Source organism: Phnomibacter sp. (genome assembly GCF_036803085.1).
GTDB lineage: Bacteria > Bacteroidota > Bacteroidia > Chitinophagales > Chitinophagaceae > Phnomibacter.
Window position 1 is genome coordinate 457,392 of sequence record NZ_DAIRUZ010000001.1, and the last position, 14,018, is coordinate 471,409.

Annotated in this window: 18 protein-coding genes; 5 read left to right on the forward strand and 13 right to left on the reverse strand. The window is 46.8% G+C overall.

Translation table 11 applies throughout. The features are described 5' to 3' along the window. Window positions 1-6: 6 nt before the first annotated feature. From V7Q13_RS01990 to V7Q13_RS02000, 3 genes are read right to left on the reverse strand one after another with little or no spacing between them, the layout of a single operon-like run. On the reverse strand, window positions 7-477 hold the full coding sequence (locus tag V7Q13_RS01990) for a hypothetical protein (protein ID WP_333799006.1): 471 nt from the start codon (window positions 475-477) through the stop codon (window positions 7-9). Beyond that, on the reverse strand, window positions 477-710 hold the full coding sequence (locus V7Q13_RS01995; RefSeq protein WP_333799007.1) for a hypothetical protein: 234 nt from the start codon (window positions 708-710) through the stop codon (window positions 477-479). Before V7Q13_RS01995 ends, V7Q13_RS01990 begins: the two co-directional genes overlap by 1 nt. Further along, window positions 707-916 (reverse strand): hypothetical protein, encoded by a 210-nt coding sequence (locus V7Q13_RS02000; RefSeq protein WP_333799008.1) that lies wholly within the window; start codon window positions 914-916, stop codon window positions 707-709. Before V7Q13_RS02000 ends, V7Q13_RS01995 begins: the two co-directional genes overlap by 4 nt. A 690-nt stretch (window positions 917-1,606) precedes the next feature. Between V7Q13_RS02000 and V7Q13_RS02005 the strand changes: the two genes are divergently transcribed. The 5 genes from V7Q13_RS02005 to V7Q13_RS02025 all read left to right on the forward strand — a co-directional run bounded on the left by V7Q13_RS02005 (window position 1,607) and on the right by V7Q13_RS02025 (window position 5,892). Next, window positions 1,607-1,786, forward strand: a complete 180-nt coding sequence (locus V7Q13_RS02005; protein ID WP_333799009.1) for a hypothetical protein — start codon at window positions 1,607-1,609, stop codon at window positions 1,784-1,786. Window positions 1,787-1,954: 168 nt separating this feature from the next. Further along, window positions 1,955-2,680, forward strand: a complete 726-nt coding sequence (locus tag V7Q13_RS02010; RefSeq protein ID WP_333799010.1) for a ThuA domain-containing protein — start codon at window positions 1,955-1,957, stop codon at window positions 2,678-2,680. Window positions 2,681-2,774: 94 nt separating this feature from the next. Beyond that, window positions 2,775-3,848 carry a class II fructose-bisphosphate aldolase gene (gene fbaA, locus V7Q13_RS02015; RefSeq protein WP_333799011.1) on the forward strand — a complete coding sequence of 358 codons (1,074 nt, stop codon included), beginning with the start codon at window positions 2,775-2,777 and terminating at the stop codon, window positions 3,846-3,848. A 152-nt stretch (window positions 3,849-4,000) separates the two neighbouring features. Continuing rightward, the gene (locus V7Q13_RS02020; RefSeq protein ID WP_333799012.1) at window positions 4,001-5,176 is read left to right on the forward strand and encodes an NAD(P)-dependent malic enzyme; all 1,176 of its coding nucleotides are present in this window, start codon (window positions 4,001-4,003) and stop codon (window positions 5,174-5,176) included. 161 nt (window positions 5,177-5,337) lie between these two features. Then, window positions 5,338-5,892 carry a hypothetical protein gene (locus V7Q13_RS02025; protein ID WP_333799013.1) on the forward strand — a complete coding sequence of 185 codons (555 nt, stop codon included), beginning with the start codon at window positions 5,338-5,340 and terminating at the stop codon, window positions 5,890-5,892. Window positions 5,893-5,978: 86 nt separating this feature from the next. Here the strand turns inward: V7Q13_RS02025 and V7Q13_RS02030 are convergent, their stop codons facing one another. From V7Q13_RS02030 to miaB, 10 genes are all read right to left on the reverse strand, one after another. Continuing rightward, window positions 5,979-6,587 (reverse strand): thioredoxin family protein, encoded by a 609-nt coding sequence (locus tag V7Q13_RS02030; protein ID WP_333799014.1) that lies wholly within the window; start codon window positions 6,585-6,587, stop codon window positions 5,979-5,981. A gap of 82 nt (window positions 6,588-6,669) precedes the next feature. Next, the gene (locus tag V7Q13_RS02035; protein ID WP_333799015.1) at window positions 6,670-7,647 is read right to left on the reverse strand and encodes a YihY/virulence factor BrkB family protein; all 978 of its coding nucleotides are present in this window, start codon (window positions 7,645-7,647) and stop codon (window positions 6,670-6,672) included. 12 nt (window positions 7,648-7,659) lie between these two features. Next, entirely contained in the window at window positions 7,660-8,706 is a 1,047-nt protein-coding gene (gene mltG / locus V7Q13_RS02040) for an endolytic transglycosylase MltG (protein ID WP_333799016.1), read from the reverse strand. 111 nt (window positions 8,707-8,817) lie between these two features. Beyond that, window positions 8,818-9,171 carry a preprotein translocase subunit SecG gene (gene secG / locus V7Q13_RS02045; protein WP_333799017.1) on the reverse strand — a complete coding sequence of 118 codons (354 nt, stop codon included), beginning with the start codon at window positions 9,169-9,171 and terminating at the stop codon, window positions 8,818-8,820. Next, window positions 9,168-9,908 carry a hypothetical protein gene (locus V7Q13_RS02050; RefSeq protein ID WP_333799018.1) on the reverse strand — a complete coding sequence of 247 codons (741 nt, stop codon included), beginning with the start codon at window positions 9,906-9,908 and terminating at the stop codon, window positions 9,168-9,170. Before V7Q13_RS02050 ends, secG begins: the two co-directional genes overlap by 4 nt. Before the next feature lie 20 nt (window positions 9,909-9,928). Beyond that, window positions 9,929-10,441, reverse strand: a complete 513-nt coding sequence (locus tag V7Q13_RS02055; RefSeq protein ID WP_333799019.1) for an LptE family protein — start codon at window positions 10,439-10,441, stop codon at window positions 9,929-9,931. A 51-nt stretch (window positions 10,442-10,492) separates the two neighbouring features. Then, window positions 10,493-11,779: a sigma-54 interaction domain-containing protein gene (locus V7Q13_RS02060; RefSeq protein ID WP_333799020.1), complete on the reverse strand. Its 1,287-nt coding sequence runs from the start codon at window positions 11,777-11,779 to the stop codon at window positions 10,493-10,495. A 15-nt stretch (window positions 11,780-11,794) separates the two neighbouring features. Then, on the reverse strand, window positions 11,795-12,175 hold the full coding sequence (locus V7Q13_RS02065; protein WP_333799021.1) for a HepT-like ribonuclease domain-containing protein: 381 nt from the start codon (window positions 12,173-12,175) through the stop codon (window positions 11,795-11,797). Next, the gene (locus V7Q13_RS02070; RefSeq protein WP_333799022.1) at window positions 12,162-12,473 is read right to left on the reverse strand and encodes a nucleotidyltransferase family protein; all 312 of its coding nucleotides are present in this window, start codon (window positions 12,471-12,473) and stop codon (window positions 12,162-12,164) included. Before V7Q13_RS02070 ends, V7Q13_RS02065 begins: the two co-directional genes overlap by 14 nt. A gap of 11 nt (window positions 12,474-12,484) precedes the next feature. Continuing rightward, the gene (gene miaB / locus V7Q13_RS02075; RefSeq protein ID WP_333799023.1) at window positions 12,485-13,930 is read right to left on the reverse strand and encodes a tRNA (N6-isopentenyl adenosine(37)-C2)-methylthiotransferase MiaB; all 1,446 of its coding nucleotides are present in this window, start codon (window positions 13,928-13,930) and stop codon (window positions 12,485-12,487) included. Window positions 13,931-14,018 lie beyond the last annotated feature (88 nt).

Below are 14,018 nucleotides of genomic sequence, written 5' to 3' on the forward strand. Positions count from 1 at the left end.
TATAACTCATGGTTGGGGTATTTTTTCGGCTGATGCGTACTTTTCGGCAAACTGCTGTAGGTAAATGCCCAGGGTAAGGGCTCCATTGTAGTACTTGCTGCTGCTACCAGGCATGGCGGCGTTAAAATCGGCCAGGCCACTGCGTACCAGCCAGTCGGCTACATGGTGCGGCATGGTGGTGCCTTGGGCCAGCATGGCGCTTACCTCTTTGTGCAGCTTACCAATGTACTTTTTGCGGTAGGGGTTGCTTAGCTCCATTACAGCTGCTACATGCTCCTGGCCACGCAGCCAGCTGGCCAGTGGTTGCAGTATCCACAACGCTGTTTTATTACTCAGCATGATGGCGGCTTCTACCTCGCCATTGCAGATATAACCCTGGCGGGTGTACACGCCCCGCTTTTCGAGGTGCTCCCAAATAACCTGTATTTGGCCCGTAAGCAGGGTACGGGTATAAGGTAGTGGTGGTAGTGGTTTCATTACAGTGGCCATTGGTGATGAAGAAAATAGTAATCCAACGCATGTATAGCCTGTGGCAAACCGGCCACCCGTACAAAAGTGGGCGGTATGTACTCTGTGGTAGGCAGGCTTACGGTATCGGGCAGGCAGGCTATAAACACATCGGCACGGGGCCCAATGTGTATGCTGCTGAGCACCTGGCCACTGCTGTGCATGGTGGCTACCGGTTGCAGGTGGGTAAGGTGTGGGCTCATGGCTTGGGCTGCTGTTTGAGGTTTACAATTACGGTGCCTTTGGCACTTTCCCTTACGGTAAACTGCTGGTACCGTACCGGCGCATCTTTGTGGGTGCGCTTGTCATTGAGCCACTGATCGTAACCCTTGGCGGCTGCCAGGGCTTGCTGTACCTGCTCATCGGTCATGCGGTCGCAATCGTTGATGATGATTTTTCTGGTAATCATAACGGGGTATGTTTTGAGTGAAAAAAAACGGTGGTAAGCAACCAGCGCATGGCCCTGTATGCCACAGCAGGCAGGCAGTACAGGCACAGGGCACACAGGTAGGCCGTTTGGCCCATGGCCCATAAAAAAAGGCCTGTGGTAGATACCACTGGCCGAAGTGAAGCACAAGTTACTGTTAAGGGTAAGCAAGTATTGGCCGCTGCTATAGGGCGGCACAAAAAATTTGGTGTTACTTTTATAAGGGAAATAAAAAAACGGAGGCACTTACCTACCACAGTAAACCGGCCTCCGCTTTTTATGATGTTGCAGCCTTGCGTATGCAGGGCAGTACGGCTATTGCTGCTATTGATAGTACCCGTTGCAGTGCTGCCTGTGTGGGCTGCCTCGGCGGGTGCGGTCAATCTTTTTGGCTGTGCTTGCATATAGTCGGTTTACTGTGGTGGAACAAATGTAAATAGGATAAATCCGAATTACCAAATATTTTTTTCGGAAAAACACAAAAAATAGGATATGAGCGAAAATGTTACACACCGATTGCTTGCCTGGATTGAGGCTGAGAACCTTACACAGGCTCAAGTAGAAAACGCTATTCAAGCGGGTAATGGCCTTATATCAAGTGCGAAGAAAAAGAACACCGACCTGGGTGTTAGTTGGTTTCAAAAGATAGGAAGGAAATATCCGAATTTAAACATGAACTGGCTGATTACCGGGCGTGGCGAAATGCTACTGCCGGGGCCGGGTGTGGCAGCACCGGCAGCGGTAGCGGCCACCGATGCCGCCCTGCTGGCAGAAAACATAGAGCTGCTGCGGGAAAACCGGCAGCTGCGCATACAAATAGAACAACTAAAAGAGGGGAGAAAAAAGGGCTAAAAATGTTACACACCGGTACCTGTATTTTTCACCGTGTACACTGCTGTAATCGTTGCGCTGCAAGGGTTTTAAGGATTCGGCGGCTTCGTCCCGTACGGGCTACAACACAAACCTCAGCATTTGCTGAGGTTTTTTGTTTGCTATCTTAGGCCCAAACTTTCTGGGCCCATGTCATTACTCCGTTTTCTTTTTGTTTCTTTTTTATTGTTGGCTGTTTCTGCACAAGCACAATCGCTAAAAGGAAAACGAATACTCGTGTTTTCCAAAACGGCCGGGTTTCGGCATGCCTCCATTGCGCAGGGTAAGCAATTGTTTTTGCAAATAGCTGCCAGCGAAAAATGCAAAGTGGATACCACGGAAGATGCCGGCATTTTTACAGTAGAAAAATTACAGCCGTACGATGTGGTGGTGTTTTTGAGTACCACCGGCGATGTGCTGAATGCGGCACAGCAAGCGGCTTTTCAGGAATACATCCGAAGTGGCAAAAGTTTTTTGGGCATTCATGGTGCCAGTGATACGGAATACGATTGGCCATGGTACAATCAACTGGTAGGAGGGTATTTTAAAGACCATCCCAAACCTCAAACAGCTTCCTACATCAATCTCGACAGTACACATCCGGCTACCAAATTCTGGCCAGCGGTGTTTTCGAGATTCGAAGAAATTTATAACATCAAAGCATTGCAAAAAGATAAGTTGAAGTTTCTGCTGGCCGTAGATGAAACTTCTTACGAAGGTGGCAGTATGGATGGCTTTCACCCGGCGGCATGGTGCCATGCATTTGAAGGGGGACGGGCATTTTACACCGCCTTGGGTCATCATCCCGAAACGTATAGCGATCCCGATTTTCGTAAGCACATTTTGGGCGCATTACAATGGTTATTGCAACCATAGCGACGCAATCATGATTTATCTCACTCGGCAAAACGAGCCACATTCCTTAATTTGCAATCACTTTGTTCAACTTTAATACAAACTAATAATGTCTATGTCAGCTCAGTTCCGTCCTGGTGTTCTCTGGGGCGATGAAGTACAACAACTTTTTGCCTTTGCAAAAGAAAAGGGCTTTGCCATGCCTGCGGTAAACGTAACCGGTACCAATACCGTGAACGCCGTACTGGAAACAGCCCGTGAAGTAAAATCTCCTGTTATCATTCAATTGTCGCATAGTGGTTCGCAGTTTTTTATTGGTAAGGGTATTAAAAATACCAACGAAGCCGCTGCTATTGCTGGTGGTATAGCTGGTGCTTATTATGTGCATCATGCTGCCAAAGCGTATGGTGTGCCCGTTATTTTACATACCGACCACTGCGCCAAAAAAATTCTTCCCTGGGTAGAAGGTTTGTTGGCTGAAGGCGAAGCACATTTTGAAAGAACGGGTACGCCCTTATTTAGCTCACACATGCTCGATTTGAGCGAAGAGCCCATTGAAGAAAATATTGCTATCAGCAGTAAGTTTTTGGAGCGGATGAGCAAGATGGGAATGACCCTCGAAATTGAACTGGGTGTAACCGGTGGTGAAGAAGATGGTGTAGACAACACGCATGTAGAAAAATCAAGACTGTATACTCAGCCCGAAGAAGTGAGCTATGCTTACGAAGAGTTGAAGAAAATCAGTCATCGTTTTACAGTGGCTGCATCGTTTGGCAATGTGCACGGTGTGTACAAGCCCGGCAATGTAAAACTCGAACCAAAAATCCTGCGTGACTCTCAGGCATACATTCAGCAGAAGTTTGGCACCGGTCACAATCCTGTTGATTTTGTATTCCATGGTGGTTCAGGTTCTACTACCGAAGAAATCCGCGAAGCCATTGGCTACGGTGTTATCAAAATGAACATTGATACCGATGTGCAGTGGGCGTTTTGGGATGGTATTCGTGCCTACGAAGCCGACAAGCATGGCTACCTGCAAAGCCAGATTGGCAACCCCGAAGGCGACGATTCTCCGAACAAGAAATACTACGATCCACGTGTGTGGCTGCGCAAAGGTGAAGAGAGCATGATTGCCCGCTTGAAGCATTCCTTCAGCGATCTGAATGCCATCAACAGCCTCGGCGAATAATAGTATTCAAACAACTTTCCATAAAGAGGCGAGTGTTGCACTTGCCTCTTTTTTTATTTCGTTTCACGTAAACGTTGGCGTAAATACGGTGACTTGTATCAGCCTCAGCATGCTGTGCAATGCAATACATTTGCCGCCTCAAATTTTTTCACATGAACATCTACGAAGAATCGTTGCAACTGCACAAAACCCTGCGGGGAAAAATAACGGTACGCAACAAAATGGATGTACGCACCAAAGAAGATTTATCAAAAGTGTATTCGCCTGGTGTAGCTGCACCCTGCGAAGCCATTGCTGCCGATAAAAGCAAGGTGTACGATTACACACTCAAAGGAAATTGCGTAGCCATTGTAACAGATGGTTCTGCTGTATTGGGCCTTGGCAATATTGGCCCCGAAGCCGCCATGCCTGTAATGGAAGGCAAGGCCATGCTGTTTAAAAAGTTTGCCGATATCGATGCGTTTCCAATTTGCCTCGATACACAGGATACAGAAGCTATCATCAACACAGTAAAATATCTGGCACCCACATTTGGGGGCATCAATCTCGAGGATATTGCTGCACCGCATTGCTTCGAAATAGAACGCCGCCTCCAAGACATTGGTATTCCTGTTTTTCACGACGATCAGGATGGAACTGCTATTGTAGTATTGGCCGGATTAATTAATGCAGCGAAGTTGGTAGGCAAATCTTTGTTTCAGTTGAAAGTAGTAGTGAATGGGGCAGGAGCTGCCGGTACCGCTATCACCCGTTTGTTGCGCTGCCAGGGCTTTGGTGATGCTAAAGAAGCTTGTGTATCGGTAAAAGATGTAATAGCCTGCGATAGCAAAGGCATTGTGAGCAAAGACCGTACTGATTTGAATGAAGAGAAAATTCAATTGTTGGATTACACCAATACAAATAACGTGAGTGGCACCTTGCAAGATGCATTGAAAGATGCCGATGTGTTTATTGGTGTAAGCAAAGGCAACCTGCTCACGGCTGATGATATTCGGCTCATGGCGAAAGATGCTATCATTTTTGCGCTGGCCAATCCAACGCCTGAAATCATGCCCGAAGAAGCATACAAAGGTGGTGCCGCCATTGTTGGTACCGGCCGTAGCGACCTACCGAATCAAATTAATAACGTGCTCGGATTTCCCGGTATTTTCCGTGGTGCTTTGGATGCCCGTGCTACAAGCATTTCTCCAGCTATGAAATTGGCCGCTGCTCATGCCATTGCCGATCATTTACGCAATCCTACCCGTGAGCAAATTATTCCGGCTACACTCGATCCTGCGGTGGCACACCACGTAGCAGAAGCTGTGAGAGCCGCTGCAGGCAGGTGATGATAATGATGAATAAACTATTAATTTTTTCCTACAGTAAGCACAAGCATTTTTCGTTTTCAAATAAAGCCTAAAGCCAATCGCTTTAGGCTTTTATGTATCCAGCAGCTTTCGGTATTCAGTGTACTTCCGTATATTTCTTATCTTAAAACACCAACCAAATGATGAGAAAAATAATTGCCGCTCTGGTAGCAGGCACATTAATTATGCTGTGGCAAACGGCGAGCCACACCTTTTTACAACTGCATGCATCGCAGGAAATGTACACGCCGGCGCAAGATACCATCATGCAAGTGCTGAGTTCGCACCTCAAAACCGATGGTCAGTATTTCATACCCAATGTGCCGCCCGGCACCAGCATGGAAGAAATGGAAAAAGTAATGGAAACAACCATGGGGAAACCCTACGCCAGTATTTTGTACCATCCCGTGCAAGACATGAGCATGACTAAAAACTTGCTGCAAGGCTTCGGTACTTACATTATTTTATCGTTTGCATTGGTTTGGCTATTGGCGCAGTTTAAAAATCTTACGTTCAGCAATGCATTGTTTGCATCACTTGCTGTAGGGTTTATCAGTTTTTGCTTTCATCCTTACCCAGGGTTTATTTGGTACCGTATACCCAGTGTAAGTATTGAACTCCTCAATTCGCTGGTAGCTTTCGGCCTTGCAGGGGCTTGGCTCGGCTGGTATTTACCCAAAAAGAAAAATGCTTAAATACAACAGTTTAGCAGTTTGTATGAAGCATAAAACACAAAGCCCGCTACCAAAAAAGCAGCGGGCTTTGTAATAAAAAATCAACATTAATTACTCAGTCTTTTGATGGAGCAACCAATAGATTTGCTGGTAGGCACTGAAATCGCCGCCCCTTTTTTTAGTTCCTGAATGGCGGTTTCCAAATGCTTGCGGCTAACAGCATCTGCATCGCTGGGGCTATCGTCAATGGCTCCATGATAAACCAGTATTCCTTTGCTGTCAAACAAAAAACATTCCGGTGTTCTGGTGGCACCAAATGCATCGGCTATTACATGGTTTTTATCGATGGCGTAAGCCCAATTGTAGCCCTGAGCTTTAGCATATGTTGCCATGGCTTCAAAACTATCGTCTTTGCTGCGGTAGGCCTCGTTGGGGTTGAGTACAGCTACGCCAATTTGCTGTTGCTGTGCATAGCTTAAAATTTCTTTGGTACGTGCCTGATTTTTGATGACATACGGACAAGTGTTGCAACTAAACATCACCAGTAAGCCATTTCCAGTGGTGAGTTGCTTCAGGGTTACTTGTTTGCCACTTACATCCTGCATGCTGATGTTGGCTACATCGGGCATGGGGCTACCAATGGTAAGCACTTGTGCCGGCATAAATGCAAGTGCCGATAATGCCACTGCCGCAAAAGCAATCATCATTTTTTTCATAAAAAAAAGTTTGGTGGTTTTTCTCCTTAAGCAAAGACGATACAAATTATTGAGTCCGTTTGTTCAATGCAACTGCGGGCTGTTAAAATCTGTCTTCAACTGAATCGGCCAGTGTTTCTGCGGCTATTCGCTTGTCGCTCTTGGCTTTAATGGAAGCGATACTCACATTGATTTCGAAGCCAATAATCAACACCAGCGCATTGATATACACAATGTTCATGAGCAAAATAACGGTGCCCACAGAGCCATAAATTTTATCGATGTTGCTGAAGTTGTTTACCCAAACTGAAAAACCCCATGTAACCAGCAATACCAGCACTGTGGCCAGCACCGCCCCCGGCGATCGCAGGCTCCACTTTACTTTTACGGCAGGCCCGTAGCGGTAAATGAAGGCAATGGTAAAATACGTAAGACTGAAAATAATAAGCCAGCGACTGTATTCAATAATGGTTCTGATGATATAATAATCCCAGCCGAGTTTCTTTAAAATGAACGTTTTGATATTGCCTTGGGTAGCCAGCAATAGCATGGAAGTAAGGATGAGTAAAATGAGTAGCGAAGTGAGTTTAAAGGCGGTCCATCTTTTTGCCATAAAGCGGCTGCTGCGTTCTTCAAAATAACTTCGGTCGAAGGTGTGCATAATGCCCATCATGGCGTTAGAGCTGAAGAAAATGATGAACGCCACACTCAACCACAACAGGCCGCTGCGTTCGGTAATAAAAAAATCATTCACTACATCTTCCAGCATTTGGTACATCTCTTTGTTGCGAAACAAATCATCCAGCAGGTACAGCAGTTGGTCTCGCAGGTGCAAGGCATCGGGCAAAAACGGAACGAGGGTAAACAAAAAAATGAGCCCTCCTGGAATAGCCATGATCATGTTGAATGAAATGGCAGCAGCTCTTTCACTAAACCCGATTTTTTGTACTTGCTGCACAAAAAAGTGCATCACATCGTACAAAGGGATGCCCTCAAAACCAGGAAGGGTGATGCGTTTGCTCACTCTTAGCAAGGCTGCAACAGGTGGGAAAGTGAGTATTTTCTTTTCGAGTTTATTCATCCTTGTTGCTGCTTATTTGCCAGCAGCTTTGGCCGCTTTTCTGGCAAGGTAAGCCGTCAGGCTGTCTTGATACAATTTGGCGGCTTTGCTGTGCTCGGTATAGCTACTGTTGAAAACGGAATATCCGCTAAAATCTGGCTTTGCCACAAAGTAAATATAATCAGTAGCCGGTGCTTTGAGTACTGCATCCAGCGTAGCTACCGAGGGTACACAAATAGGGCCGGGGGGCAGGCCTTTGTTGAGGTAGGTATTGTAGGGCGAAGGCGTTTTCAGGTGATTATAAAACACCCTGTTGCTGGCAAAGTCTTTTCGGGCAAACCGCACTGTCGGGTCGGCTTGCAGGGGCATGCCTTTGCGCAGCCGGTTGATGTATACACTTGCTACGAGGGGCTTGTCTTCAGTCATGTTGGTTTCTTCTTCTACAATGCTGGCAATGGTGTAGACCTGTTCGGCAGTGTAGCCCAAAGTAGCTGCTTTTTGCATCCGTTCTTTTTGCGCCCACCATTTGGCTTGTTCTTTTTTTAGGCGTTTCATCACGGTGCCGAAATCCTGCGTCCAGTAAATGTTATAGGTGTTCTGAATGAGTAATGTAGGCCAGGTGCTGGTATCTACGCCCAATGTTTTCAGGCTATCCTTGCTGCGCAAAAAACGCATAATGCTGGCGCTGTCCGTTTCTATGAGCTGTCCCATTTTTTGTGCCCATTCTTCTGCCAGCCTTATTTTACCTATCACCAGTTTTACTTCGGTTTGCCGGCCAGCTTTTAGCATACGAAAAATGCTGAAGGCATTGCTTCCTTTTTCGATGCGGTATTTGCCGGGCTTTATATTGTTGTAATACCCTGTGGCGGTAGCCAGCAAATGAAATCCGCTGGTGCTGCTGATGCTGCCATTTTGCTGCAGGGCTTTCAGTAGTTGAGCCTGGCTGTTGGTGCCCGTTGGTATGTACACGTATTCAAAAGATTTGTCGAAGCCGGTGATGCTTTTGAAAAACAGCCACCAGGCTGCCAGCAACAGCAGTAGGCCCAGTGCAAACAAAACCTTCATTATTTTTTTAAGCATACAAAACGTGTTGAATGGGAAGAACAGCAAAGAAAATGATGTGGCAATTTGCAAAAAAAATCCTGCTGATGTCAGCAGGATTTTTCTATCGGTAAAAAATGTACAATCAAATTATTTTCCGCTATCAGCCTTTGCAGGAGCGGGAGTAGTGGTTGCAGCCGGTGGCGTAGCTTTTGGCGTGGTTTGCGCAGGTACACCGCTACCGCTTACACGGTCGATGGCCGACTTGCCGGCATCTTGCGTACCCATAAACAGTACGCTTACAATGCACAAAATACCAATGATGGCTGCAAATAACCAGGTGCCTTTTTCGAGCACATCCGTAGTTTGCTTTACACCCATAAACTGATTGCCCAAGCCAGCTACATTGCCGGTGAGGCCACCACCTTTGGGGTTTTGTACCAAAATAATCAGTCCAAGAATTACACTTGCCAACACAATCAGGATGAGAAAAAGTATGGTCATTTTTCGGCTTTTAATTTTTCGATTTGGGCTGCAAAGAAAACGGATTTTTCAGGATGCAGCAAAGATAATTTCTGGTACACCGCAATGGCTTGCGGCCGCATTCCCTGGCGTGCCAGCACATCGGCCATGGCCTCGGTAACTATTTCTTTTGCCAGTACCGATGCCTTAGCTTGTTGCTCAACCAACGGATCGCTGTTCATTTCGCCCGTTTGGTAGTTGATGCGTTTCATGGTTTTGAGCCACTGCGTAAAGCTTTTTAGCTGCGTATCAAAACGGGTGGTGCCCAGTTGGCTGGCATCCATTTTTATACCAAGGGCTGCAAAATAATCTACCGTATGATAGGGCAAAAACAGGAGGTCTTCGTCGGTGCTGCCAGCTGCTGCAGGTTGCAGCGTAAGGGAAGGTTGTGTGGTTTCTTCCGGCGCTTCGGGCAGATGAACCGGCTCATGGGTAATGGTTTCTTGCGGTTCAATAGATGCGGTCTCCGCAGCCATGGCAACGGTTGCATCATCAACCTGTGAAGCATTCTCACTCTCAGTTGTGGTGGCTGCAGATAGCAAAACATGCACCCGTAGCGGATGCTGCACAAAAGCCGCTAGCTTGCCCGGAGCATTTCTATCGCCTTGCTCACTCAGCCACAGCTGCGCCGTGGGATACCACGGATATTGCAGTGCCAATGAGGTTACATCGGCAGCTGTTTCCAACGATGGCAATATGGTGTTTTTGCTTGCAAGCATGTGCCGAAAGTAGGGGGCAATTACCAATTGGAAAAAAGCCGGTTGAAAATTTCGTCGGTTACTCCTCTGATGAGCTCATCGCCAAGTTCGCTTTCTGCCTGTTGCAAAGTTTTGGTGGCGCTGAAATCGAAGCTTTTGTTCACCGAATATTCGGTGGTTTTATTGATTATATTATCCCGCAGGCTTATTTGTACTACTACTGTAAGGCGGTTAGTGCTGGCCTGCTGAGCACTCAGGCCCGATGTGCTGATGGAATAATCACTCACCGCACCGCTAATCACCCAGTCGGCATCTTCATTATTGGTACGTATAAGTTTGGTTTGACTCACAATTTTTTGCTGCAACTTATCCGTAAGGGCAGGGCTGAGGCGTGGGTTTACCAACCGGGCTTTATTTTCAATGAAGTTTACTTTCACGGTTTTGATTTCTGCCGGAATGCTCACGTCTTTAAATGTATAAACTCCACAGGCAGGGGCAATCAATACCAATGCCCACAACAGCCAACTCCACTTTATTTTTCCGGTTGTATTCATGCAACACTTTTTATTGTTTGTTCTATCAAAGCAAACACCTCGTAAAATGATTTACAGGTCTTCAATGTCGTATTCTTTCAGTTTGCGGTATAGCGTACGTTCGCTGATACCCAAATCGAGTGCAGCATCCTTTCGTTTGCTCCTGTGTTTTTTCAATGCCTTTATGATGAGTTCTTTTTCCATATCGGCTATGTTCAGCGATTCGTCCACCTCTTCGTGTTGATCGAATGGTACAGCTGCTTCTGGTTGCTGAATGTATACCGGTGCAGTATTGGTGTTGGTTTTGGCCGGCAGGTTGTAAGCGGCGTGGCTTACATCATGTGGCATCAGGTTGTTGTTGTCATTCATCACATCCTGAAAGCCCTGCGTAGCTGCTACAGCCGAAGGATTGTTGACCAACTCCACAAACATGCGTTTCATTTCATTCACATCCTTCTTCAGGTCGAAGATGAATTTGTATAAAATATCCCGTTCGTTGGCGAATGTTGTTTCACTCACAAATCCGCTTCCGTTATCGGTAAAATTACTGGCCAGTACGGGTAAATGGTTGAGCGGTGCTTCTGGTAAAAAAGGTTTTAATTCCAGTGCATTAATCTGTTTCGATTTGGCAAGCACACTTATTTGTTCAGCAATATTTTTCAGTTCCCGCACATTGCCCCGCCATGGGTAATGCATCATCATTTGGCGGGCTTCTTCATCAAGCTGCACAGGTGTTGTATTGTACCGCTCCGCAAAATCAATCACAAACTTTCTGAACAGCAGCGGAATATCTTCCTGCCGGTCTCTGAGCGATGGAATGCGAATGGGTACCGAGTTGAGGCGATAATACAAATCTTCACGAAAGCGGCCTTTATGCGCTTCCTGCAGCAGGTTGCGGTTGGTGGCAGCTATCACCCGCACATCAGTTTTCTGTACCTTGCTGGAGCCCACCCTTATGAATTCGCCGGTTTCCAATACCCGCAGTAAGCGGGCCTGTGTGCCCAGTGGCATCTCCCCAATTTCATCGAGAAAAATGGTGCCACCATTTACTGTTTCAAAATAGCCTTTGCGGGCATCTACAGCACCAGTGAAGGAGCCTTTTTCGTGGCCAAACAATTCGCTGTCGATGGTGCCTTCGGGTATGGCGCCACAGTTGACCGCAATAAACGGATTGTGCTTGCGGGGCGATAGCGAATGAATGATTTGGCTAAACACTTCTTTACCCACGCCGCTTTCGCCGCTGATGAGTACGCTGAGGTCGGTGTTGGCTACCTGCACGGCCACATGCAATGCATGGTTGAGTGCCGGCGCATTGCCAATAATGCCAAACCTGTTTTTTATCGATTGTAAGTCGCTCATGTTGTTGTATCCTTCTTAATCTATTTCAGGATGTATAGTTCCAAAAAGACGGAGATTCTCTCTGTCAATCCAGTCAAGTATTTCCTTTTTTAAAACAGGAATTTTTTCTGTCGCTAAAGCCCACAATAGGGAGTGGTTTATTTTGAAATAATCATGCGCCAATAAATGACGTAAGCTGATAATTCTGCTCATGTCTGATACTGGTTGAAATTCGTGCTGTTTCTGAATCTGGTACAATGCTTCTCCAATTATTTCGAAAGACCTTTCCAAGGCAAGCTTGTAGACTTCACTTTTCAGCATAGAAGATTCTTCGCCAGCTTCTTGAAGAATTGACTCAATGGCGAGGATCTTTGTTCGGATATCCTCCAGTCGCACAATCAAATCACGCTTCGCCATACAACAACTGTTTTTCTTGGTTGATGAAAAAGCGGAGATACTTGTTGTCAATGTTTTCAGCTTCCAATAAGTCTACATCTCTTTTTAGAAGATGCTCCAGATTGTTTTTCAATGAAAGGAATGCGTCGAACTTTTCAAGTTGCGATTGGTCAGGCACATAACTAACCAGAAAATCAACATCACTTTCCGGACCAAAATCATTCCGTAGCACACTGCCGAAAACACACAAGGAAGCAATACCATGCTGTTTGCATAGTTCAATGATTGCTTTTTTGTTGTTGTCGATAATGGGGTGCATCTGCCGTGTATTTATGCTTCTACAATATTGCCCAGCAAAGTGGCCTGTGTGCTGTCGTGTACTTTCACCCACACATAGTCGCCTTTTTGCAGCGGGTAGTTTTCTTTCGGAAACACCACCACTTTGTTTTGACTGCTGCGGCCCATCCAGTCGGCATCGCTGCGTTTGCTGTTGCCTTCAATCAGTACTTTAAATGTTTTGCCAATGTCTTGCAGATTGCTTTCGCGGCTCAGGCGGTTTTGCAATTCTACAATTTCCACCAACCGACGCTTTTTCACATCCTCCGGTATATCGTCGGTATAGCGGCGGGCAGCCAGTGTGCCGGGGCGTTCGCTGTAAAAAAACATGTAGCTCATGTCGTACTTACTGTACGCCATAATGCTCAGTGTATCCTGATGGTCTTCTTCGGTTTCGGTGCAGAAGCCGGCAATCACATCGCTGCTGATACCGCAATCGGGCAGTATTTCGCGGATGCGGTCTACCTTGGCCATGTACCATTCACGGGTGTAAGTGCGGTTCATGAGTTGCAACACACGGGTGCTGCCGCTTTGTACGGGCAGGTGTATGTACTTGCAAATGTTTTCATACTTAGCCATGGTGTGCAGCACTTCATCGGTAATGTCTTTGGGATGTGAAGTGCTGAAGCGAACCCGCAGGTCTGGGCTGATGAGAGCTACTTTTTCGAGCAGATTGGCAAAGTTTACAATGCGGCCATCGTCGTGTACAAAATAGTAGCTGTCTACGTTTTGGCCAAGCAGGGTTACTTCTTTAAAACCACGGTTCCACAGGTCCTGACACTCAGCGAGGATGCTGATGTCATCGCGGCTTCGTTCACGGCCACGGGTAAAGGGTACCACGCAAAACGAGCACATATTGTTGCAACCCCGCATGATGCTCACAAAGGCAGATACACCGTTGCTGTCGAGGCGAACAGGTGAAATATCGGCATAGGTTTCATCGCGGCTCAGCATTACGTTCACTGCTTTCTGACCGGTTTCGGCTTCCTCCACCAAGGCTGGCAGGGTGCGGTAGGCATCGGGGCCTACTACCATGTCTACCAGTTTTTCTTCTTCCAGCAGTTTGCTCTTGAGGCGTTCGGCCATACAGCCGAGCATGCCCACCAGGGTGCCGGGTTTGCTCTCTTTGAGTTTGCGAAACTCGGTGAGGCGTTTGCGAACGGTTTGTTCGGCTTTTTCCCGAATGCTGCAGGTATTGAGCAAAATCAGGTCGGCTTCCTCCACATTGCGGGTGGCGCCAAAGCCATGCTGGTTGAGGATGGACGCCACAATTTCGCTATCGCTGAAGTTCATTTGGCAGCCATAGCTTTCAATGTAAAAATGTTTTTTGTATTGGTTAGGGTCCAGTGCAAAAGGGGCATAGGCTTCACCCTGCCGGCTTTCGTCGTGGTCATTGAGCGTTGTGCTGATATCTGGTGCAGTGGTTGGAATTTGATGCATGCTGCAGGCAATTATTTGAAGGAGGGCAAAGATAATAGCTGCTGCGCCAAAATGACAGGAAAGCAACCTTATTAACGAAACACTGTAA